Consider the following 22,292-nt stretch of genomic DNA (forward strand, 5'->3'; position numbering starts at 1 on the left):
CCGACCAGCCAAAGCCGACCGGGCACGAGGTCAATAAAATTGGCATTGACAATGTGCACGCTGTTGAGTTCTCAAGGACCAGACGCACTCCCCACTCGACACCATCACGATGTCTCGCCAGAGAGGCTGATTCGTTGCCCGGGGAAGATCGGAGCCGGACTGCATCTTCCAGGTCAGTGACCCGGTCAGTGTCTCGGTCGTTCCGTTCTCCGCCTCAGCGGCAACGAGTGATTACTTTACGCACGGGTGAACGGCAGCGCCAAGCCAGCTCGACGCCCGGGCGTGTCGCGTCAGCGGGCACCGCGGCGGTCCGGCGCTGGCCTGCCCGGGAACGACGGGAGGCGCAGTGCGGACTCGCACTGCGCCTCCTGGCAGACCGGTCGTCGACGCGACCGGCGTGGTCGGACCGACCACCGGTGGACGGCCGTCAGTCGGCCGCGGCCAGCTGCCCGCAGGCCCCGTCGATCTCCTTGCCGCGGGTGTCGCGGAGGGTCGTCGGGATGCCCGCTGCGTTCAGTCGCCGGACGAACTCGTCCTGCACGTGCACCTCGGACGAGGTCCACACCGAGCCGGGCGTCGGGTTCAGCGGGATCGGGTTGACGTGCACCCAGCCCTTGCCGCGCTTGTTGAGTTTCTCCGCCAGCAGGTCGGCGCGCCAGGCATGGTCGTTCATGTCCTTGATGAGCGCGTACTCGATCGACACCCGCCGGCCGGTCTTGACGTAGTAGTTGTGGGCGGCGTCGATGGCCTCGTCGGCCTTCCACTTCGAGTTCACCGGGATGAGTTCGTCGCGCAGCTCGTCGTCCGGCGCGTGCAGCGACAGCGCGAACGTCAGCGGGATGCCCTCGTCCGCGAGCTTGAGCATTGCGGGCACCAGCCCCACGGTCGACACCGTGATGCCACGGGCGCTCATCCCCAGGCCGTTCGGCTGCGGGGCGACCATGATCCGCACGGCGTCCATCACACGCTTGTAGTTCGCCAGCGGCTCCCCCATGCCCATGAACACGATGTTCGTCACGCGCTCGGCGTCGACTCGGTCCTGCCCACCCTTGCGCGGGTCTCCCCCGAGTTCACCCGCGGCGATGGCGGCGTTCGCGCGGACGATCTGCTCGATGATCTCGGCGGTGGACATGTTGCGGGTGAGACCCGCCTGCCCGGTCGCGCAGAACGGGCAGTTCATCCCGCAACCGGCCTGGGACGAGACGCAGAGGGTGATACGGCCCGGGTACCGCATGAGCACCGACTCGACCAGGGCGCCGTCGTGCAGCTTCCAGAGGAACTTGATGGTGTCGCCCTTGTCCGTCTCGAGACGACGGGTCTCGGTCAGCAGGGGCGGCAGCATCCCGGCGACGAGCTCGTCGCGCTGGGCTGCCGGCAGGTCGGTCATCTGCGCCGGGTCGGACGTGTAGTGCGTGAAGTAGTGGGTGGCGAGCTGCTTGGCGCGGAACCCGGGCAGACCGAGTTCCTTCACCTTGGCTTCGCGTTCCTCCACCGTCAGGTCCGCCAGGTGCACCGGCGGCTTGCCCCGCTTCGGGGACGCGAACTGCAGCAGCGGCCGACCGTCGGTCCCGGTGGCCTGCTGCCATCCTTCGGTGCGCGGGCGCACCTGCGGGCGGGCAGAGCGCTGCTCCTCGAACGGTGTGCGGGTGTCGGTGGCCATCACTCCAGCTTACGGGAGGCCCGCAACCCTCGAGCGCGCCGGTGCGCGCCCTCGGGTGGTCCGGGCTCAGGAGCCGGCGGGCAGCAGCCGGGCGAAGTGGTGCGCGGCCGGGTACATCGGGACGATGTCGACGACCTCGCCCGGGTGCGGCGCCTGGAGCACGAGCCCCTGGCCGAGGTACAGGCCGACGTGGTCCTCGTCGTCGTAGACGACCATGTCGCCGGGCAGAGCCTCGGACTCGGGCACCGTCGTCGCGACGGCGTCCTGCGTCGGGACGTAGTGGACGAGCTGGATGCCGACGGCCTGGTACGCCACCATCGTCAGCCCGGAGCAGTCGATGCCCGCGTGGCTCGCGCCGCCCTCGACGTACGGGTCGCCGAGGTACTGCAGCGCCGTCTGGAGCACGGTCGCACGGTCCCCGCCGGCCGAGAGGGCCGCCGAGAGCGCGGACTTCGCCTGGGTCTCGGTCACGCCGAAGCGGAGGACGAGGGTCGGGTACGACACGATCGAGGTCGTCGTCACACCGTCGGAGGAGATGATCGGCACCTGCACGTCGTGGGCGACCGTGTACGTCTGCAGTGCCTGGGACGTGGTGGTGGTCGTCGCGGGAGCCGGGACGACCGTCGCGGCGTCGGCCGGGATCGACAGCGACAGGGTCGAGGTGATCGCCAGGGCCGGGGCGATCAGCAGCGCGGCGCGCTTGGCGTTCGCGGCGCGGCGGATGTGACGGGGGTCGGCGGCACGCTCGGCGCGGAGTGCGGCGTTCCGCGTGACGGAAGTGCCCGACGGCTGGGGCACGGGACGGCCCGGCGCGAGGGCGACCACGCGCGCCGGGCGCTGGTGCTCGACGAAGGTGGCGCGGGCGACGGCGGGGCCGGATGCGGAGCGACGGCCGCGCGCACGGGGCGCGGGAGTGGCTGCGGACGGAGGGACGGGTGCGGCTCGACGGTCGTCGTCGAGGGCGGGCAGAGCGTGGCGTCCCATGGTTCCTTCCGGGTCCGGGCCGCCCGACTCGTGCGACGGCCCGGTCAGATAACGTATTGGTCACGAACCTGGTCTCGCCTGGGGAACCGGGCCGTGAACCTGCGGTGCGTCACAGGGTCGCCGGTCGGGCACACCGCACTGGCAGGAGTCGTCAGGCGGAGGCGAGCCGTGCCTCCCGTCCGTCGGCGACCGCGTCGAGTCGTGCGGCGAGCGCGACCACGGACGCGTCGACCGGGGTCGCGGCCGCTCGGGCCAGCACTCCGGCGACCGGTGCGCCGGCGCGGAGCGCGACGGGCAGGACGCCGGCCCAGACGGTGTGGTCCTCGCCGTCGTCGGGCGACTCCCCCACCCCGGCTGCACGGACCTTGACGCTCGCGGCGTCGAGCGGGAGTTGGAGGACCTGGGTCTGGCGGACCTCCTTCGCCGTCATCTCGCGCAGTTCTGCCCGGCGGCCGGGCATGAGGTGGTCCGAGACCTGTCGGAGTGCGTCGGCCCGGAGTCCGGCCGGCACCACGGTCGCCCGCCCGACGACCATGGCGCTGCGGTAGTTCGCCGAGCTGTCGAAGGTCGAGCGGGCGAAGACGATGCCGTCGACGTGGGTGATCGTCGCCGAGACGGGGACGCCGTCTGCGCCGGCGTCGAGGAAGAGCCCGCCACCCGTCGAGCCGTGGAGCAGCAGGACCGGCCCGGCGCCGAGGTCCCCGACGCCGTAGAGGAAGGGGAGCACGATCGGGAAGCCGTCGCGGACCAGTCCGACGTGGGCGACGAAGCCCTCGGCGAGGACCTGGCGGAGTGCCTCGGGGTCGGTCAGTTGACGGTCACGGAGACGTCGGACGGTGAGGGAGGGCAGGGCGTCGTCGATGGGCACGGTCTGACGCTATGGTCAGGACTGGATCAGCAGGTAGACCAGATCGGGGCAGTTCGGGTGGACCAGTCGAGCAAGGTGGCCGCCGTCGTCGCACGGGTCCGGGGGCTGGTGCACGACGGCACGCTCGGTGCCGACGACCCGCTGCCGTCGACCCGGGCACTGGCGGCCGAACTCGGGGTGGCGCGCGGCACGGTGGTGGCCGCGTACGAGCAGCTCGACGGCGAGGGCTACATCCGCACCCGGCACGGGGCGGCGGCGCGGGTCGTCGGGGGCGCGGCCACGGGTGCCGGGACGCGGCCCGCGGCCGGTGCTGTGCTGCGGCCGGGCGTGGGCGGTGGGACGGACGCGCGCCGTGCCTCCCGTCCGGACACGTCGCTCGACTGTCGGCCGGGGATCCCCGCCGTGACCGCGATCAGCCAGCGGGACTGGCGAGCGGCATGGCGCGCCGCGGCCGACGCGCCCCTCCGGAACGGGCTGCCGGATCCGCTGGGCCTCCCCGCACTGCGCGAGCAGGTCGTCGCGCAGCTCGGACTGGCTCGCGGGTTCAGCCCGGCGGTGTCCGACGTGATCGTCGCCGCGGGGACCTCGGAGGCGCTCTCGCTCCTGGTCGAGGCGCTCCGGGCCCGACTCGGCCGGGCGCCGCGCGTCGCGGTCGAGGACCCCGGCTACCGGTCGGGCCACCGGGCGCTGACCAGCGCGGGTGCGGAACTCGTCGCCGTCCCGGTGGGTCCCGACGGCATCGACCTGGCGCTGCTCGCCGCGGCCGACGCCGACGCGGTCGTCGTCTCCCCCACGCACCAGTACCCGCTCGGGTCCGTGATGCCGGTCGGACACCGGCGGGCGCTCCTGGCACGGGCCGGAGCGACCGGGATGGTCGTCGTCGAGGACGACTACGACTCGGAGCTCCGACACCGCGGCACGCCCGTCCCGGCCCTCGCGGCGCTCGACACCGACGGGGTGGTCGTGCACCTCGGCGGGTTCTCGAAGACCCTCGACCCCCGGTTGCGGTGCGCCTACCTGGTGTTGCCGGGGCCGGCCAGCGGGCTCCGGACCGCGGTCGTCGACGCGCGGACTGCCCGCGGAGCCGTGGTCGCCGAACCGGTGCAGGTCGCGGTCGCGCACCTGCTGCGGACCGGTGCGTTCCGGCGGCACCTCGGCCGGGTCCGGCGGGACTACACCCACCGTCGCGAGCAGATCGTGCTCCGTCTGGCGGACAGTGACGTCGTCGGCCTGGAGGCCCGGGCACTGACCGGTGGGCTGCACGCGGTCCTGACGTGGCCCGATCCGGCGGCTGGTGCTCCGGCTGCCGGTGCTCCGGCGGCCGGTCCCGTCGTCCCGTCCGGCGCGGACGTCGTAGTGCGGGCAGCTGCGAACGGGGTGCTCGTGGCGGACCTCGCGGACTACGAGACGGACCGTGGCCGCTCCGGGCCGGGGGTCGTCCTCGGGTACGGAGCGGTGACGCTGCCGGAGCTCGACCGGGCGCTCGACGTGGTGCTCGCGGCCATCCGCGAGACGGTGGGCTCGGGGCCGCCGGCTTCGGAAGCCGTGGTCTCGGGGCCGCCGGCTTCGGGAGCCGTGGTCTCGAGGCCGGTGGCGCCCTGACGAGCCGGGTGCAGCCTCCCGGCCGTCACCGGTGACGTGCGCCGCTGGTCACCGTCGTCGGGCCCGCTCCGTGGCGCCGGTGCGCCAGAGGTCGTTCAGCGACGGCACGGGCAGGTCCGCCGGGACCGCCCAGCCGCGTCGGGCGGCCTTGCGGGCCGAGCGGTAGGTGGTGACGTGGAGCGGCTCCACGTCGTGGTTCGATTCGTACGTCGTCATGGCGTGCTCCCTGTTCACGGCGCCCACCGTCCGCTGGCGATGTCCGGCTCCGGGACCACCGGTGCCTCGGACCACCCGCGGACTGCGGGACGCGAGACGAACTCTCTTCTTGGGCGGGACGCTACGTGACGTCGGAGGCGCACGGGTGAACTGCACCGGAAGACAGCGCCATGCGGACGAACGCGCGGCGGGTGCCGGATCAGCTGTCGGGCAGGGAGTCCTTCGGCAGCTTCCGCAGCTTCGTCCGGCGGCGACGGCGGTCGGGGATCATCGACCGCATCTCCTCGAGCTTGCCGAAGCAGAGCAGCCGGTCCCCGGGCTCGAGCACGACGCCGCTGCGGGGGTTCGGGATCACCGACGTGCCCCGGTGCAGGGTCAGGACGGTGATGTCGCGGTCCCAGAGCCCGGAGTCCTTGATCGTCTTGCCGACCAGGTCCGCGTTCGTGTGGACGAGCAGCTCGGCGACGCCGTAGCCGGTCGAGACGCTGAGGCGCTGGCGGACGTCGATCTCCGGGAACGCCACCTGGTTCGCGATGAAGTCGATGACCGCGCCGGCGACGTCGAGCCCGGTCGCCCGTTCGATGCCCTCGAGGCCCGGGGAGGAGTTGACCTCCATGACGAGCGGGCCGTCGTTGCCCTCGAGCATGTCGACGCCCGCGACCCGGAGGCCCATGATCTGCGCGGAACGGACCGCGGCCTCTTCGTACTCCGGCGTCAGGGTGACCTGCTCCACCGTCCCCCCGCGGTGCACGTTCGACCGGAACTCGTCACCCGACGCCGAGCGACGCATCGCCGCGACCACCCGGTCCCCGACGACCAGTGCACGGATGTCCTTGCCGCGGCTCTCGGAGATGAAACGCTGGATGAGCACGTTCTGCTTCGTGGAGTGCAGGGTCTCGACGATGGACTCGGCGACCTTCGCCTCCGGAGCGAGGATCACGCCGATGCCCTGCGTGCCCTCGAGGAGCTTGATGACCACCGGAGCGCCACCGACCCGTTCGATCGCACCGCGGACGTCCGCACGGCTGCTGACGAAGGTCGTCGCCGGCATGCCGATGTCGTGCCGCGACAGGATCTGGTTCGCGCGGAGCTTGTCGCGGGAGTTCGTGATGCCGTTCGCCGTGTTCGGCGTGTAGACGTCCATCTGCTCGAACTGCCACACGACCGCGGTGCCGTAGTACGTGATCGAGTTGCCGATGCGCGGCAGCACGGCGTCGTAGTCGGAGAGCAACTTGCCGCGGTACTGCAGGTCCGGCTGCTCGCCGGTCAGGTCGATCGCGAAGCGGAGGGTGTTCAGCACCTTGACGGTGTGACCGCGCTCGGCCGCAGCGGTGCGGAGACGCTGCGTCGAGTACGCGTGGGGAGCGCGCGACAGGATGGCGAGTTTCATCACTGCCAAGATAAGGGCATGGCCCAGCCCGCGAAGCGCCCCGACGGCGGGAAGTCCGCGTCCCGTGTGCCGATCGTCGCGGGCTGGCGCGAATGGGCGGCGCTGCCGGACATCGGCATCCCGTGGATCAAGGTCAAGCTCGACACCGGCGCCCGCAGTTCGGCACTGCACGCCTTCGACGTCGAAGAGCTGCCGGGCGGCCGCGTCCGGTTCTCGGTGCACCCCTGGCAGGACTCCGACGTCGACCCGCAGACCGTCGAGTGCGACGTCCACGACCGCCGGGTCATCCGCAGCTCGAGCGGCCACACGCAGGAGCGGATCGTCGTGCTCATGTCGATCGAGCTCGCCGGTCGGACGGTCCTGTCCGAGGTGACGCTGAGCAACCGCGACCAGATGGGCTTCCGGATGCTCGTCGGGCGCGAGGCACTGCGGCAGGGTTTCGTGGTGGACCCGGCGCGGTCGTTCATGGCCGGTCGGGCGCCGAAGGCCGTGCGGCGGCGGAACCGCGGGCGGAGCTGACGCTCCTCCGCCCGCGGCGCCCGTCACTCCCCCGCGAGCGCCGGGTACCGGGCCTCGACCGGCGCACCGAGCGAGCCCCGCACCTGGCGGGTGAGCTCGTCGGCGAGCACCTCGTGCGCACCGGTGACGACGCCGTCCCAGACCGCACGGACGACGTCGGCGGGGTCGTTCTTCGGTGCGTCCACGCCCTCGGTCATGGCGGTGTCGGTGTACCCGAGGTAGGCGCCGACGACCTGCACGCCGTCGTCCGCGAGCTCGAGCCGGAGGCTGTCGGTCGCCGACCAGAGCGCGGCCTTCGACACCCCGTACGCACCGGCACCACCGAGCCAGCTGAGGATCGACGCGACGTTGACGAGCGCTCCGTGTGCCCGTCGGAGGACCGGCGCGAAGGCGCTGGTGAGCAGGAGCGGGCCGACCACGTTCGTCTCGAGGTGCGCACGGAGGGCGTCGACGTCACCGTCGACCAGACGGCCGGGTCGGAGGATGCCCGCGTTGTTGACGAGGACGGTGGTGTCCCCGGCGAGTTCGACCGCGCGGGCCACCGAGGCCGCGTCGGTGACGTCGAGTTCGAGGGGGACGATGCGCTCGTCGTCCCACTGGCGGGGGCGACGCGCTGCCGCGTAGACCTTCGTCGCGCCACGCTCGAGTGCCTGTCGGACGAACTCGGTGCCGAGTCCGCCGTTCGCGCCCGTCACGAGGACCGTTGCGCCGCTGAGTTCCGTCATGGTGATGCCTTCCGTCGTCGCGCGGTCGTCCGCGCTGTCGAAGACGACAATACGACCGGTCGTCTCATTCCCGCGACATGCCGGAGGAGGTGGGAGGATCGACCCATGCCGAAGCCGAGTCTCCGAGACGCCATCGTCGACGCCGCCGTCAGCGAGTTCCACCAGCACGGCTACGCCGGGGCCGGGGTCGCGGGCATCGCCGCCGCCGCGGGGGCGCCGAAGGGCTCGTTCTACAACCACTTCCGCTCGAAGGCCGACCTGGCCGTCGCCGCCGCCGACCGCTTCGTCGCGGGCAACGGCGGCGAACTCCTCGACGACCCGTCCGTGCCCCGCGCGCTCGACCGGATCGACGGCCAGTTCGCGTTCCTCGGCTCAAGGCTCGAGGAGATGGGCGTGGTCCGCGGGTGTCTGCTCGGGAACCTGGCGGCCGACACCGCCGGCGACGAACCGACCGTCGCCGCCCACGTCGAGGGCATCTTCGCCGGGTGGGCGGCACGGCTCGAGGCGCTCATCCGCAGCGCGCAGGACCAGGGGGACGTTCCGCAGTCGGTCGACGCCGACGTCACCGCCGACCTGCTCGTCGCACTCTGGGAAGGGGTGGCACTCCGCGCCAAGGTGCACGGGGACGGTGCCGCAGCACGACGGCAGCTCGAGGTCGGGGTACGGCGCTTGCTCGGGCTGCCCTGACCAGCGGGGCAGGATGGTGGCATGACTGCTGCACCCGACGCGGGGATCGACGAGCTGCTCGCAGCCTCGCGCGGACTCCTCGGAGTCGTCGCCCGGTCCCTGGCCCCGGCGCTCGAGGACGTCACCGTCCCGCAGTTCCGGCTCATCGTCCTGGTCACGACCCTCGGCCCCACCCGCTCCGGTGACCTGGCGGAACGGCTCGCCGTCGGGCCGTCCACGCTCACGCGGAACGTCGACCGACTCGTGACGGACGGCTGGGTTGAGCGACTGCCCAGCGCCGAGAGCCGCCGCGAGGTGCTCGTCGGCGCCACCGACCGAGGACGCGCCATGGTCGCCGACGTCATGGAACGCCGCCGGGTCGAGATCGTCGGACTGCTCGAGACGATCCCCGAGGACGAACGCGCCCGCGTCTTCGCCGGCGCCGCGGTCCTCCGCCGGGCCATGCACGAGCCGCTGCTCGAGGAGATCTCCGCGTTCGGAGGCTGAGGCCAGCCCGACCGAGCCGACGGCAACGATGCCGACGGAGACCGGCGCTGGTCAGTGCAGGCGGGCCTTCTCGCGTGCCGCACGCGAACGAGCCTCGAGCCGGGCCGCCTTCTCCCGACGCCGCTGCAGCGTCGGGTCGTACCGCCGACGGAGCACCACGGCCGGGATGCCGACCCCGAGGAAGACCACACTGCCGATGGCCACCCCGACCGACAGGTGCAGCTGGCGGACGGCCCGGTCACGATCTGCGTCCGACGCCGGAACGACGGAGTCGAGGTCGCCTGGGTCGACGAGCACCGCGAACCGCTGCCCACGGTGGAAGGCGTCCTCGTCCTTCGACGAGTACCGCTCGAGCTCGGTACGGCTGGTGCGGCCGTCGACGGTCTGCTGCGTCGTCGGGATCCACTCGTCCCAACTGCTGTGCCGACTGTGGTGGTGTTCCTTCCGCACGCTCACCACCTCGGCGGTGGTCCGCACCCCGATGCGGTGGAGTTCCGAGTTCTGGTCGTGGGTCCTGACCGCCGGGCCGAGTCCGAACAGCGTGACGAGGACGCCCAGCGCGCCGAGGTACACCAGCAGGTTCGGTAGGAACTGCCACACCCCGGCTCCGAAGCGACGCCGGGTGGGCCGCCGCTTCGCACGGTCCGCGTCCTGCCTCGGCGCCGCTGACCTCGTCATGTGCTCCCCCTGTCCCCGCCGTCCATCCTGCCCACGTCGGCCGGTGGTGTCCGGACGGCCCGCCGCCACCGAGCGCGTCCCGGTCCGGACACGAACCGGGCAGTGACCGTCACACCGGAATGGACGACGCCGGAACGCGCTTCTCGCGTCCATGACCTCACCAGCGGATCGACACGGATGGCTCAGCGTCCTGTCGGTCGCCCTCGGCTCGTTCGTCCTCGTGCTCTCGGAGTTCCTGCCCATCGGGCTCCTGCCCGCGATCGCCGACGACCTGCACGTCGGCATCGGCACGGCCGGCCTCATGGTCGTCTTCACGGGCCTCACCGGCGCGGTCGCCGCCCCGGTCGTCACCGTCGCCACCTCACGCCTGGACCGTCGGATCGTGTTGCTCGCCCTGACCGTCCTGCTCGTGGTGGCGGACGCCCTGGCGGCCCTGGCACCGAGCTTCTGGGTCCTCCTGGTCGCGCGCATGCTGCTCGGGGTCGGCATCGGCGGCTTCTGGGCCATCGGCGCCGGCATCGCGGGCCGTCTGGTCACCCCGGCCTCCGTCATCCGTGCCACCTCGCTGATCACGGCCGGCGTCTCGGTGGCGACCGTGGTGAGCCTGCCGCTCGGGGCGTTCGTGTCGTCGCTCGCCAGTTGGCGGCTGGCGTTCGTCGTCGGCGGCGCGCTCGGCGTGGTCGCCCTCGTGCTGCAGCTCGCGATGCTGCCGAGCATCCCGTCGGTGCAGCGGGTGCGCTTCCGGACCCTCGGCGGACTACTCCGGGTGCAGCGCGCCCGTGTCGGACTCATCGCGACGGCGTTCCTCTTCGTCGCGCAGTTCGCCGCGTACACCTACGTCGCGCCGTACCTGCAGGAGTCGGTCCGCGTCGGCCCGGACACCGTCACGCTGGCGCTGCTCGTCTTCGGCGTCGCCGGCATCGCGGGGAACTTCGTCGCGGGCGTGACGCTGAGCCGGAACGTCATCGGCACCATCGGGGTGTCGAAGGTCGTCCTCGCCGCGGCCGTCGTCATGCTGCCCTTCGCCGCGCACTCGGTCGTCGGGGTGTTCGCCCTGCTGGTCGTGTGGGGCTTCGTCTGGGGTGCTCTGCCGCTCGGGACCCAGACGTGGATGTCGACCGCGTCCCCCGGGGGTTCGGAGAGCGGGCTGGCCCTGTTCGTCACGACCATCCAGTTGGCGATCGCGGCCGGCTCCGTGGTCGGCGGCCTGGCCGTGACGGGCTTCGGACTCGCCGCCGACTTCTGGTTCGCCGGAGCCGTCGCGGTCATCGGAGCGGTCGTGCTCCTGTCGCTCGGCTCACGACGGTCGAGCGCTGTCCCCATCGAGGACGCCCCGTCACCCGCCGGGCCCGTCCCGACCGGCCCGGTCGTCACCGCGGCGGTGGACTGACCGGGTCCTCACCGACGCGGTGGCGGACGGGAGGCACGCAGCAGTCGCGTGACGCGCCTCCCGTCCGCCTGCGCTACGGACGGGCGACGATGGTCGCCGTCGCGACGGCGCGGAACGCCGCCGCCGCCGCGGTCTCGACCCGGTCGAGGGAGCCGTCCGCCCGCTCCTCCAACCGGACCAGTCCCATCCGCCGGAGGAACGGCTCCTTCGGTCCGCCGGCCTGCTGGCGGGCCGCGAGGACCTCGGGTGCGACCGCGAACTCCTCGACGTTCACCCCGCCGGAGGCGTAGGACCAGTCGACGAAGTCGAAGACCGGCCACCACGTCCACCCGCGGACGTCGACGCCGGAACCGGCGAGCGCCGCGACCGCTGCGGACGAGTCCTGCACCCATCGGGAGCGGAGGTCGTCGTCGCCTTCGATCGAGGTCTCGGTGACGAGCATCGGCAGTCCGTAGCGGTCGGCGAAGCCGGTCAGTGATTCGACGAGTCCGGTCGTCCACCGGTCGTGGGCGTGCTGCACGGTGCCGTCCGGGCCGGGTTCGAGCCGTCGTGGTGACAGGTCGGGGTAGTAGTTCACCCCGAGCAGGTCGAGTGTGACGGCGCCGTCGACCAGCGCGGCGAGCCCGGCCTCGGTCGCACCGTGCTCGAGCAGCCACCGGTACGAGCGGTGGTCGGGGTCGACGCGTCCGAGCGCGAGGTCGGTCGGGACGGTGCCGAGTTCGGTGAGGAGCGCTGCCTCGGCGCCGAGCCCGGGGTCGGTGGTGCTGTACATCGACGTGGCCTCGACGTGCACGATCGTCGCGTCGGGGTTGGCGGACCGGACGGCGGTGACGCTCTGCTGCATGCCGCGGGCGATGCCGAGGACGACCGCGGTCCAGCCGTCCCACCCGGTCAGGGCCGGTGGCCACACCCCGCGGAGCCCCGCGAAGGACGCGGTGGTGATCGGCTCGTTGAGCGGGGTGACGTGGTCGACGACGCCGGCGTACCGGGCGGCGAAGGCACCGGCGAACGACGCGATCGCCCCGGGGTAGGCGGGGTCGGCGAAGGAGTCGTCGAGCCAGGTCGGGGTGCCGTAGTGCACCAGGTCGGCGATCACGGTGAGTCCGATCCCGGCCGCGTACGCCAGGCGTTCGTCGAGGACGGCCCAGTCGAACACCCCGGGTGCCAGGTGCACCCGCGGCCAGTCGACCCCGTACCGCAGTGCGGTCGCGCCGAGGGAGCGGACGAGGTCCAGGTCCGAGCGCCAGGCGGTGTCGTGTCCGGTGAGCTCGTGCTCGTCGAGCGGTGCCATCGCGAAGCGTTCCGGTGGGTGCACGCATGTGTCCTCGATGCCGGCGATCCAGGTGAAGCTGCCGGCGGGGAAGGCTCCGCCCGGGGCCGTCACTTCAGCCCCGTGGTGGCGACGCCGGCGACGAAGTACTTCTGGGCGAAGAAGAACCCGAGGGCGATGGGCACGAGCGAGATCACGGCGCCGGCGAGCAGCACGGCGTGGTCGGTGACGTGCGCTCCCCCGAACAGCGTCAGTCCGGCGGGTAGCGTCAGCATGTCGTTCGACGTGGTGACGACGAGTGGCCAGAGCAGGTCGTTCCAGAGCGCCATGCCGTTGAGGACGGCGACCGTGGCGATGGCCGGTTTCGCCAGCGGCAGGATCACCTGCCAGTAGATCCGCCAGTGTCCGGCGCCGTCGATGCGCGCGGCCTCGTCGAGTTCGACGGGGATGTCGATGAAGAACTGGCGGAACAGGAAGATGCCGAACGCGCTGGTCGCCCGCGGGATGATGAGCCCCTGGTAGGTGTTCAGCCACCCCAGGTGGAACAGCTCCACGAACACCGGGATGAGCGTCACCTGGAACGGCACCATCAGGGTCGCGATGACCAGCACGAACGCCACGTTCCGGCCGACGAAGCGCATCCGGGCCAGGGCGTAGGCGCACATCGAGTCGAATAGCAGCGTCAGCACCGTGGTGACGATGGTGAACAGGAACGAGTTCGCCAGCAGGCGCAGGAACGGCAGCTGCTGCCAGACCCCGACGTAGCCGTGCAGTGTGGCACGCGTCGGGAACAGGCTGGCCGGGTGGCCGAACAGGTCGGCCTCGGACCGGAACGACCCGCTGACCATCCAGATGAACGGCACGAGCACGAAGACGAGCCCGATGCCGAGGTACACCCACTTCAGGACGGACCCGGTGCGCGCGGTGCCGGTGCCCCGGTCGCGGCCACGGCCGGTGGGCCGACGGCCCGGTGTCGGACGGGAGGCACGGGGCGGTTCCGTCACGGACGGTCGCCCGACGCGCGCATCAGTCGACATCGTCGTACCGGAAGAGCCGGAGCTGCAGGAGGGAGATGAGCATGATGATCACGAAGAGGACCCAGGAGATCGCCGACGCGTAGCCGGTCTGGTAGTTGACGAACCCGTCGCGGTAGAGCAGGTTCACGAGCGTGTCCGTGTGGAAGACCGGGCCGCCGCCGGTCATGACGTACACGAGGTCGAAGACCTGGAACGACTGGATCGTCAGGATCATCGAGGTGAAGAGCATGGTCGGACGGATGCTCGGCAGGGTGATCCCCCAGATGGTCTGCCACGTGTTCGCACCGTCGAGGCGTGCTGCTTCGTAGCGCTCGGCCGGCACGCCCTTGAGTCCGGCGACGAACAGGATCATCGCGAAGCCGATGCTCTTCCACACCGAGACGAAGACGATCGTCGGCAGGGCCAGGGACGTCGACTGCAGCCAGGCGACGCTCGGCAGCCCGAGGGCCGCGGTGATGCCGCCGACCAGGCCGATGTCCGGGTCGAGCAGGAACTTCCAGACCAGGCCGATCGTCACCAGGGACACGATCGTCGGGAAGAAGAACACCGAGCGGACGATCCGGTTCGCCAGGGTGTCCCGCTGGAGCAGCAGCGCGGCGATGAAGCCGAAGACCACCAGGAGCACGACCGAGACGACCGTGAACTCGAGTGTGATCCGCAGCGCGTTCCAGAACTGTCCGTCGTGGAACAGCGTGACGTAGTTGCCGAAGCCGACGAACGGCTGGGTGGCCGCACCGACGGTCCAGTCGAAGAACGAGTAGTACAGCGACCGCAGGATCGGGAAGACCACGAAGGCGCCGAGGATGAGCAGCGACGGGGCCATGAAGAGCCAGGCGGGCTGGAACCGGCGGGTGCGGACCCGGGTGGGGCGGGCCTCCCGTCCGTCCGGGGCGGAGGCCCCGCCACGCGGGGCGCGTGGCGGGGCCGAACCGGTGAGCTGGTCGGTCACTTGCTGCAGCCTGTGAGGCCGTCGATCGCCTGGCCGGCGCTCTTCGTGGCGTCGGCGACGGACTTGCCGCGGGTGATCTCGCCGATGAGCGGGACGTACGCGTCGGAGTCGACCTTGGTGGCGTTCGTCACGTGCGGCAGGTACAGGCGCGCGTCCGGCACCTGGCTGGCGAAGACCGACACCGTGGGGTCGGCGGTGAGCTTCGCGTCGTCGGACAGGTCGGTGCGGAGCGGCGGGAACCCGGTCTGCAGCGAGAACTTCTGCTGGGCGGTCTTCGACGTCCAGTACGCCAGGAACTGCTGCGCCTGCTTCGGGTAATTCGTCTTCGCGGAGATCGACAGGGGTGCGATCGAGCCGAGCGTGCTCGACTTGCCGTCGACGCCGACCGGGACCTTCACGATGCCGAGGTCGATGCCGGCGTCCTTGTACCCGGAGGCTGCCCAGGGCCCGTTGATCTCCATCGCGGCCTTGCCGGCGGAGAAGAGCGAGTCCGCTTCGGCGCCGGTGAGGCCGACGGGGCTGACCTTGTCCTTCGCGACCAGGTCGGCCCAGGTCGACAGGCTCTTCTGCCCGGCCGACGTCTGGACGACGCTGCAGCCCTTGCCGCTGACGATGTCGCCGCCCTCGAGCCACTGCAGGACCGGCCACATCTGGATGGTCTGGTTGTCGGCGAGTGCGATGCCGTACTTGCCGCCGGTGGTGAGCTTCTTCGCGTCCGCTGCCATCTCCTGGACGGTCTTCGGCGGGTCGGTGATGCCGGCATCGGCGAAGAGCTTCTTGTTGTAGTACAGGCTCAGCGTGGCGAAGTTGGCGGGGACGCCGTAGAGCTTGCCGTCGTAGGTGAACTCCTCGACCGTGCCGGGGGCGAACGAGGCGGTGTTGATCTTGCCGCTGCCCTCGCCGGTGTCGGTGATGGGCAGGACGGTGCGGGTCTTCACGTACTGGGCGACGGCGTTCGGGTCGGACGAGACCGCGGCGACGTCCGGGCCCTGGCCGGTGAGCCATGCCGACGGCAGCTTCTGCTGGATCGTGTCCCAGGGCTGCACGGTCATGTCGACTTTGATGTCGGGGTGCGACTTCTCGAAGTCCTTGACGATGGTGGCGTAGCCCGGTCGGTCGCCGCCGGTGAACCCGGTCCAGAGCTTGAGGGTGACGGGGCCGTCCTGGGCGGCGTTGCCGCTGGCGGAACAACCGGTGAGGACCAGTGCCAGTGCTGCGGCACCGGAGACGACCGCGAGGGTCGTGCGTGCGTGCTTCATCGGGGAACGCTCCTTTGCGTTGCGGGTGCTGTGGGTCGTGCGGTCGTGCGGTGGTGCCGGGTCGTGCAGTCGTGCGGGTACGTGCTGTGGGTGTTCGGTGTCGGGCGTCGTTCTGGTCAGCGGGGGTCAGTGGGAGTGGGTGGGCCCGGGCGCGGCGGCCCGCTCGGGGTCGCAGCCGCACGAACCGCGGAGGACCACCTCGACGCCGAGCTCGGTGTGGGCGCGGCCGCCGGGGCGCTGGTCGACCAGGTCGAACAGGCGCTCGGTCGCGATGCGCCCCATCTCCTCGGCGGGGACCCGGATCGTGGTGATGCCGGGGGTGGTGACGCGGGCGAAGCCGAAGTCGTCGAACCCGACGACCGCGACGTCCCCCGGCACGCTGACGCCGGCCCGTCGGAGCACGGCGAGGCCGCCGACGGCCATGTCGTCGTTGGCGAACACGATGCCGTCGAACGGGAACCGCTCGTCACCGGTCCGCTCGCGGAGCACCTGCTCGACGGCGGCTGCGCCGGACTCCTCGGCCAGGTCGCCCTCGATCACGGCGACGTCGGTCAGGCCGTGCATCTCGGCAGCCCGGAGGAAGCCGTCGCGCCGGTCGATGCCGGTCTGGTGGTCGAGCGTCCCCGACACGTGCAGCAGGCGTCGGCGACCGTGCTCGGTCACGAGGTGTTCGACGAGCTGTTCCGTCGCCGCCACGTCGTCGATCCCGACGCTCACGGCGTCGGCGAGGTGCGGGTAGTTGCCGATCAGGACGACCGGCAGGCCGCTCGCGACGAGCCCCTCGACGTGGTGGTCGTCGATCGCGGCGCTGGTGACGATCGCGCCGTCGGCGGTCCGGGAGCGCATGACCCGCTCGTAGGCGACGCCGCCGTTCGAGGTGTCCGCGTTGGTCGAGACGATCACCTGGGCGTCGTGGGCGTTCGCGGCCGTGGACATCCCGGTGAGGACGTGCATGAAGTAGAGGTGGCCGAACACGTGCGCCGACGAGTTCGGCACGACCAGGGCGACGGCGTCCGCGCGCTGGCTGCGGAGGGCACGGCCGGCGGAGCTCGGGACGTAGCCCAGGTCCTCGGCGGCCTGCTTGACCGCGGCGCGGGTCTTCTCGCTGATGCGCTCGTGGCCGGAGAGCGCCATGCTCGCGGCGGCGGAGGTGACCCCGACCTTCGCGGCGACGTCCTTCAGGGTGACGGACTTCGGCATGGTGTCGCCTCCTCGTCGTGGGCGTGGCCGGAGCCGACGCTTTATCGATTAACTCTGTCGCCATCCTGCACCTGCTTAATCGATGAAGCAAGCCCTGCTCCGTAATCCGCCACGCGGGCCGCCCGGGAGTCGCGGCCGAGCCTCGGCCACGCGGACACGATGCGGCCCGAGCGACGCGCACGCTGTCCGCACAGCCGAGACTCGGCTGGGCGCGGGCCGGGTGACGGGCAGACGGAGGGGAGGCTCGGTACCGGACCGGCACCGAGCCTCCCGTCCGCGGTCCCCCGCGACCGACTGCGGTCAGTTCAGCCGGAACACCTGCGGAGCCGCGCCGTTGCAGTCGTAGAGCTGCAGGGCGGTGCCGTTCGCGGTGTTGCCCGACGGCACGTCGAGGCACCGACCCGACTGCGGGTTGAGCACCGAGCCGTTCGCCTGCGGGACCCACTGCTGCCCGCCCACGCCGTTGCACGTGTACAGCTCGAGATGGGTGCCGTTCGCGGTGGCGTTGCCGTCCAGGTCCAGGCACCGGCCGAGCGTGCGGATGGTGTGGTCACCCGCGCTGTAGGCCCACTGCTGGTCGGTGGTCTGCTCGTCGGTCAGCAGTGTCTGGCAGTCGAACACCTGCACCTGCTGGCCGTTCTGCTGCAGGTCGTTGCCGGCCACGTCGACGCACTTGCCACCGATCGTGCCGATCGGTACCGCCGCGACGAACTTCTGCGCCGCGTTGCCGTTGCAGTCGGAGAGCTGCAGGGCCGTGGCGTTCGCGGTGTTACCCGACGGGACGTCCAGGCAGCGACCGGACTGCGGGTTCTTGATCGACCCGTCCGGCTGCACGACCCACTGCTGACCGCCCACCCCGTTGCAGTCGTAGAGCTCGACGTGGGTGCCGTTCGCGGTGCCGTTGCCGTTCGCGTCCAGGCAGCGCCCCAGTGTGCTGAGCGTGTGCGTGCCGTAGACGCTCCCCAGCCAGTGCTGGTCGGCAGCGAGCGCCTGGCAGTCGTACAGCTGCACGACGGCCCCGTTGCCACCGACGTCGTCACCGGCGACGTCGATGCACTTGCCACCGGGAGCGGCGATCGCAGCGCCCGGTCCCCCGCCGGTGGAGACGCCCTGGTAGTTCTGCGCCACGATGTTCGCCTGCACGGCGGAGTCGGCCGCGTCGGTCGAGTACCCGGTCGTCATGACGCCCTCGAAGAACGACTGGGTGCCGCGGTTCGAGTTGTCACCGCCGGCACCGAGGACGATCGAACCCTCGAGCTTCATCGGCGTGTAGCCCTGGCCGTCGCCGTCCCTGTCCGTGGGCAGCGCCCCCTCGTACCACTTCGACAGGGCACCGGACTGCGCGTTCCCACCCTTCAGCGCGAAGTTGGCGACGCCGTCGTTCTTCAGCAGCGCGGTGACGAACTTCGAGCTGTTGCCCGTGTTCGCCGTGTTGATCGCGGTCTTCCCCTCGTAGACGCCGTTCTCCAGGTCCGCTTGCACCCAGGGTCCTCGTCCGGCGCTGCCCTTGCCGTTGAGCATCGACAGGTTCAGGGCGTCCATGTGCCCCTTGCCGGTGTCCTTGGACTGGGTCTCGACGTTGCCGAAGTCGGAGCAACAGCCGTGGTTGACGTTCGTGCCGCTCGCCACCTCGTACATCGACTCGGGACTGGCTCCGCGGGCGGTGCCTTTGGCGACCGTGCTCGAGATCCGGTAGGCCACCTGCTGTGGCATGAAGACGCCGTAGGCCTTGTGCCCGGCGACGGTGATCGGCAGCGCCGCCGCGTCGGCCGCGTGGTTGGCGGGGCCGGCGTCCCCGGCGCCGGCGACGGTGAGGTCGTTGTGGTTCGGCGACTGGTCGTAGATCTTCGGGATCGTGCAGGAGGTGCCGGAGCAGAACGCGTCCTGGGTCGCGGCGTTGGCGTACCCGCCGGCAGCGAGCAGGCCGATGTTGGTCGTGGCCCCGTCGGAGGCGCGCTGCACCTGGTAGAGCGGGCCGTTGTAGGACGCGTACAGCGCTCGCGTCGAACTGTAGGCGGCGACGCACGACGTGCCCGCGCCGGAGTAGGTGTCGCACGGACCGTTGGTGGCGGCGGCAGCGCTGCCGGCACCGACCGTGGCGGAGACGAGGCTCCCGGTGATGAGCGCGAGCGCCCCGAGGACGGCGGCGACCGTGCGCCGCCTCCTGGAGATGAGCCTGGTGTGCATGGTGGTGGTTCCTTCCGAGCGTCGTTGACCGGTGGATGGCAGTTCGCTGTTTAAACGATTAACCGGAGCCATCGTACGCCGGAAGGCGCCAGAGGACGAGCGGTCTACACGCCGGGGACCGGAACACGCACCGCGCTGATGCGCCCGGCGTGCGTCTCGGCGGTCGTCGCCGGGTCGTAGCTGTCCGCCGTCGCCAGGTACAGCGTCCGCCCGTCCTCGCCACCGAGAGCGCAGTCGATCGCACACCGACCGGGAGCGTCGATGCGATCCGTGACCTCGCCACCCTCGACGACGCGGAGGAACTCCCCCGTGTCGACGGAGCAGACCCAGATCGCCCCCTCGGCGTCGACCGTGCTGCCGTCCGGGGTGATGCCCTCGGGCAGCGCGGCCCACACGCGGCGTCCGGTCAGGGATCCGTCGGGCTCGATGTCGAACGCGGTCAGCTTCCCGCCCCAGGTCTCGCTGACCACCAGGGTGCGGGTACCGGGCAGCACGTTGGCGCTGTTCGGGAAGACCAGCCCCTCGGCCGCCAGACGGATCGAGCCGTCCTGCTCGATGACGTAGAGCGGACCGGGGCGCAGTTCCTCGCCGGCGTAGAGGTCGTACCCGAAGGCGCCGATGTAGGTCCGACCGGTCTCCGGGTCGACGACCAGGTCGTTGACGAGCGACGACTCGACCGGGGACAGGTCCGCGAAGACACTCGACGAGCCGTCACGCTCCACGACCACGACGGTGCGCGACTCCATCGAGCTGACGATCAGGCGGCCGTCGGGCAACCACCCGAGGCCGGACGACTGCCCGGCGACCGTGGCCTCGAGACGGGGCACGGCATCCGCGCCGACGCTCGGGTCGATCGAGAAGACCTCACCGGTGTGCATGTCCGAGTACCAGAGCCGGTTCTCGTGCCAACGGTTCCCCTCGGGGAAGCGGATGCCGGTGACGACGTCGGTCGCAGAGTCCAGGGTGATGCGCACCAGGCCAGCATGCCAGCCGGGTCACCGCCCCATCGCAGGATCCACACGGTTCCGTGTTGACAGTTAGACATCGAACACTTAGAGTCCTCATCATGCAGGCACCGCACTTCGACACGCCCCTCCAGCTCATGCGCTGGATCGGGTGGGCCCAGCGCAAGGCCGCCGACGAATGGGTGCGGGAGCGCGAGCTCTCGCACGAGCAGAGTTTCGTGCTCGGCTACCTGCAGCAGAACCCGGGCGCCATCCAGCGCGACATCGCCGAGATGACCCGGACCAGCGCGGCCAGCGTGTCGAGCCTCCTGCAGGGGCTCGAGAAACGGGGCCTCATCGAACGACGCGCGGACGCCGGGAACGCCCGGACGAAGCTCGTGTACGCCACGCCCACCGGCATCGACCTGATCGCCGGGTTCGAGGACGCCATGCTCGCCCTCGACGACCGCCTGCTCGCCCCGCTCAGTCCGGACGAGCGCGCCACGCTCCGCGACCTCCTGCTCAAGGTGACCGCCGAGCTGCCGGAACCCACCCGGTAACCGCAGCAGAGCCTCCCGGCCGTCCGCCGGAGGCGCGAGCCTGCCCACGCGACGGCACCGCCGACGCGCCCTCAGTGATGCCGTGACGGCCCTGCCGTCGCGCCGTCCGCCATGCCGTGCCGGCGCCCGTCGGCGCGCGATCCGTCCTGCCCGGAAGGGAACGACCATGACGACCACGACCAGCACCCCCACCACCGCAGCGGAGAAGAACCGCTGGTACCTCTCCGCCGCCCCGATCCTCCGCGCCCTCGTGCACCTGTGTGTGCCGATGGCCGCTGCGATGGTCGTCAGCGCCCTGTACAACGTCATCAACGCGGGCTTCATCGGCGCGCAGCACGACACCTCGCTGCTGGCGGCGATCACCTTCGGCACGCCGCTGCTCGGGCTGGTGATGGCGGTCGGCGGCGTGTTCGGCGTCGGCGGCAGCTCGCTCATGTCGCGGTTGCTCGGCGCCTCCGAGCACGACCCCGCGAAGGCCGGCGAGATCAAGCACGTCGCGTCCTTCGCCGTCTGGGGGTCGGTCGTGACGGGCATCGTGCTCGGCGGGCTCGGGCTGCTGTTCCTCGGCCCACTCGTCGGCCTGCTCGGGGCGGACGCCGCCGCGGTCCCAGCCACCAGCGCCTACGTCAGCGTGATGCTCGTCTTCGTCCCGGTGCTCGCCGCGGCGTTCTGTCTGGAGCAGATGGTCCGCGCCGAGGGCGCCGCCCGCCAGGCGATGGTCGGGCTCATCCTGTCGACCGTCGGGAACCTGGTGTTCGACGTGCTGTTCATCCTGGTGCTGCACTGGGGCGTCGCCGGGGCCGCGCTCGCGGTGGGGCTGGCGAACCTCGTGAGCATCGTCTACTGGGTGCTCTGGCTCGAGACCCACAGCGAGAACGTCAGCCTGTCGCTCCGCTGGTTCACGCTCCGGCGCTCGGTCCTGCAGCCGGTGTTCGGCATCGGCGTCAGCGAGCTGCTGCAGGCCGGGTTCCTCATCGTCACGACCCTCGTGCTCAACAACCTCGCCGCCCAGTACGGCGACGACCCGCTGGCTGCGATGGGTGTCGCCGTCCGGATCGCCCAGGTGCCGGAGTTCCTGGTGATGGGCGTCACGATCGGTGTACTGCCGTTGCTGGCCTACGCCTACGGCAAGGGCGACCGGGAGCGGCTGCGCTCGGCACTGCGGGCATCGGCGCTGACGGTCGGGGCGATCGTGCTGCTGTTCTCCGGCACCGTGTTCGTCTTCCGCCAGCAGGTGTTCACGGTCTTCTCCTCCGACCACTCGGTCCTGGCGATCGGGCTGACGATCCTGGTCGCCCAGCTCGTCGCCACCGTGGTGAACGGGTTCACGGGGCTGTTCACCTCGCTGTTCCAGGCGGCCGGGCTCGCGACGCCGGCGATCGCGATGTCCCTGGCGCAGGGCGTGCTGTTCATCCCGATCGTCCTGCTCGGCAACCTGTGGTTCGGGCTCGCCGGCATCATCTGGGCGCTGACCGTCACCGAGGTCCTGGTGTTCGTCGCCGGGCTCATCATCTGGCTCGCGTCGCGGAGCCGCATCGACCGTGGGCTGGATGCGGGGAGCGTCGAGCGGGCGGACGCGGTGCTGGCCGAAGCCAGCTGACGGGAGGCGCGACCCGCGGGACCGTCGACGTCCGGTACTCGGCGTGGTCGGTCCGGCGGGTCAGCCCGGCCTGGTCAGTCC

The 22,292-nt window shown here is 71.2% G+C and carries 21 protein-coding genes; 7 read left to right on the top strand and 14 right to left on the bottom strand.

The features are described 5' to 3' along the window. Window positions 1-427: 427 nt before the first annotated feature. The 3 genes from rlmN to E9228_RS04355 form a co-directional block, all read right to left on the bottom strand. Complete coding sequence (gene rlmN / locus E9228_RS04345) at window positions 428-1,660, bottom strand: dual-specificity RNA methyltransferase RlmN (protein ID WP_166779416.1); 1,233 nt, start codon at window positions 1,658-1,660, stop codon at window positions 428-430. Window positions 1,661-1,726: 66 nt separating this feature from the next. Continuing rightward, on the bottom strand, window positions 1,727-2,644 hold the full coding sequence (locus E9228_RS04350; RefSeq protein WP_166779417.1) for a C40 family peptidase: 918 nt from the start codon (window positions 2,642-2,644) through the stop codon (window positions 1,727-1,729). 151 nt (window positions 2,645-2,795) lie between these two features. After that, window positions 2,796-3,512, bottom strand: coding sequence for a pyridoxamine 5'-phosphate oxidase family protein (locus E9228_RS04355; RefSeq protein ID WP_166779418.1), 717 nt, complete (start codon window positions 3,510-3,512; stop codon window positions 2,796-2,798). A gap of 57 nt (window positions 3,513-3,569) precedes the next feature. On the opposite strand from E9228_RS04355, the gene pdxR reads away from it, so the two are divergent. Further along, window positions 3,570-5,114 (top strand): MocR-like pyridoxine biosynthesis transcription factor PdxR, encoded by a 1,545-nt coding sequence (gene pdxR, locus E9228_RS04360; protein WP_166779419.1) that lies wholly within the window; start codon window positions 3,570-3,572, stop codon window positions 5,112-5,114. Between the two features lie 48 nt (window positions 5,115-5,162). Here the strand turns inward: pdxR and E9228_RS04365 are convergent, their stop codons facing one another. Both E9228_RS04365 and E9228_RS04370 read right to left on the bottom strand, forming a co-directional pair. Then, window positions 5,163-5,330 carry a hypothetical protein gene (locus E9228_RS04365; protein WP_166779420.1) on the bottom strand — a complete coding sequence of 56 codons (168 nt, stop codon included), beginning with the start codon at window positions 5,328-5,330 and terminating at the stop codon, window positions 5,163-5,165. Window positions 5,331-5,529: 199 nt separating this feature from the next. Next, window positions 5,530-6,720: a RimK family alpha-L-glutamate ligase gene (locus E9228_RS04370; protein ID WP_166779421.1), complete on the bottom strand. Its 1,191-nt coding sequence runs from the start codon at window positions 6,718-6,720 to the stop codon at window positions 5,530-5,532. A gap of 18 nt (window positions 6,721-6,738) precedes the next feature. On the opposite strand from E9228_RS04370, the gene E9228_RS04375 reads away from it, so the two are divergent. Then, a complete protein-coding gene (locus tag E9228_RS04375) occupies window positions 6,739-7,239 on the top strand; it encodes an ATP-dependent zinc protease family protein (RefSeq protein WP_166779422.1) in 501 nt (166 codons plus the stop codon). Between the two features lie 23 nt (window positions 7,240-7,262). Here the strand turns inward: E9228_RS04375 and E9228_RS04380 are convergent, their stop codons facing one another. Then, window positions 7,263-7,964, bottom strand: coding sequence for an SDR family oxidoreductase (locus tag E9228_RS04380; RefSeq protein ID WP_166779423.1), 702 nt, complete (start codon window positions 7,962-7,964; stop codon window positions 7,263-7,265). Between the two features lie 105 nt (window positions 7,965-8,069). Here E9228_RS04380 and E9228_RS04385 point away from each other — a divergent pair, with 105 nt between their 5' ends. Further along, window positions 8,070-8,651, top strand: a complete 582-nt coding sequence (locus tag E9228_RS04385) for a TetR family transcriptional regulator C-terminal domain-containing protein (RefSeq protein ID WP_166779424.1) — start codon at window positions 8,070-8,072, stop codon at window positions 8,649-8,651. 21 nt (window positions 8,652-8,672) lie between these two features. Further along, entirely contained in the window at window positions 8,673-9,137 is a 465-nt protein-coding gene (locus E9228_RS04390) for a MarR family winged helix-turn-helix transcriptional regulator (RefSeq protein WP_166779425.1), read from the top strand. A gap of 51 nt (window positions 9,138-9,188) precedes the next feature. On the opposite strand, the gene E9228_RS04395 is transcribed toward E9228_RS04390, so the two are convergent. After that, a complete protein-coding gene (locus E9228_RS04395; RefSeq protein ID WP_166779426.1) occupies window positions 9,189-9,737 on the bottom strand; it encodes a hypothetical protein in 549 nt (182 codons plus the stop codon). A 229-nt stretch (window positions 9,738-9,966) separates the two neighbouring features. Between E9228_RS04395 and E9228_RS04400 the strand changes: the two genes are divergently transcribed. Then, on the top strand, window positions 9,967-11,205 hold the full coding sequence (locus E9228_RS04400; RefSeq protein WP_166779427.1) for an MFS transporter: 1,239 nt from the start codon (window positions 9,967-9,969) through the stop codon (window positions 11,203-11,205). 73 nt (window positions 11,206-11,278) lie between these two features. On the opposite strand, the gene E9228_RS04405 is transcribed toward E9228_RS04400, so the two are convergent. The 7 genes from E9228_RS04405 to E9228_RS04435 all read right to left on the bottom strand — a co-directional run bounded on the left by E9228_RS04405 (window position 11,279) and on the right by E9228_RS04435 (window position 20,081). Then, window positions 11,279-12,520 carry a glycoside hydrolase family 1 protein gene (locus E9228_RS04405; protein ID WP_166779428.1) on the bottom strand — a complete coding sequence of 414 codons (1,242 nt, stop codon included), beginning with the start codon at window positions 12,518-12,520 and terminating at the stop codon, window positions 11,279-11,281. Window positions 12,521-12,585: 65 nt separating this feature from the next. Next, window positions 12,586-13,479, bottom strand: coding sequence for an ABC transporter permease subunit (locus tag E9228_RS17500; RefSeq protein ID WP_208385592.1), 894 nt, complete (start codon window positions 13,477-13,479; stop codon window positions 12,586-12,588). Between the two features lie 22 nt (window positions 13,480-13,501). Continuing rightward, on the bottom strand, window positions 13,502-14,461 hold the full coding sequence (locus E9228_RS04415; protein ID WP_208385593.1) for an ABC transporter permease subunit: 960 nt from the start codon (window positions 14,459-14,461) through the stop codon (window positions 13,502-13,504). Continuing rightward, window positions 14,458-15,720, bottom strand: a complete 1,263-nt coding sequence (locus E9228_RS04420) for a sugar ABC transporter substrate-binding protein (protein ID WP_166779429.1) — start codon at window positions 15,718-15,720, stop codon at window positions 14,458-14,460. Before E9228_RS04420 ends, E9228_RS04415 begins: the two co-directional genes overlap by 4 nt. Window positions 15,721-15,846: 126 nt before the next feature. Continuing rightward, the gene (locus E9228_RS04425) at window positions 15,847-16,920 is read right to left on the bottom strand and encodes a LacI family DNA-binding transcriptional regulator (RefSeq protein ID WP_166779430.1); all 1,074 of its coding nucleotides are present in this window, start codon (window positions 16,918-16,920) and stop codon (window positions 15,847-15,849) included. 300 nt (window positions 16,921-17,220) lie between these two features. Then, on the bottom strand, window positions 17,221-19,107 hold the full coding sequence (locus E9228_RS04430; protein ID WP_166779431.1) for an arabinofuranosidase catalytic domain-containing protein: 1,887 nt from the start codon (window positions 19,105-19,107) through the stop codon (window positions 17,221-17,223). A gap of 104 nt (window positions 19,108-19,211) precedes the next feature. Next, window positions 19,212-20,081, bottom strand: a complete 870-nt coding sequence (locus E9228_RS04435) for an SMP-30/gluconolactonase/LRE family protein (RefSeq protein WP_166779432.1) — start codon at window positions 20,079-20,081, stop codon at window positions 19,212-19,214. A 92-nt stretch (window positions 20,082-20,173) separates the two neighbouring features. Here E9228_RS04435 and E9228_RS04440 point away from each other — a divergent pair, with 92 nt between their 5' ends. Together E9228_RS04440 and E9228_RS04445 are read left to right on the top strand one after the other, a co-directional pair. Continuing rightward, entirely contained in the window at window positions 20,174-20,611 is a 438-nt protein-coding gene (locus tag E9228_RS04440; RefSeq protein ID WP_208385594.1) for a MarR family winged helix-turn-helix transcriptional regulator, read from the top strand. Window positions 20,612-20,777: 166 nt separating this feature from the next. After that, the gene (locus E9228_RS04445) at window positions 20,778-22,211 is read left to right on the top strand and encodes an MATE family efflux transporter (RefSeq protein WP_166779433.1); all 1,434 of its coding nucleotides are present in this window, start codon (window positions 20,778-20,780) and stop codon (window positions 22,209-22,211) included. The last annotated feature ends 81 nt before the right edge of the window (window positions 22,212-22,292 follow it).

Source organism: Curtobacterium salicis (genome assembly GCF_011759505.1).
In the GTDB taxonomy this organism is placed as follows: Bacteria; Actinomycetota; Actinomycetes; order Actinomycetales; family Microbacteriaceae; genus Curtobacterium; species Curtobacterium salicis.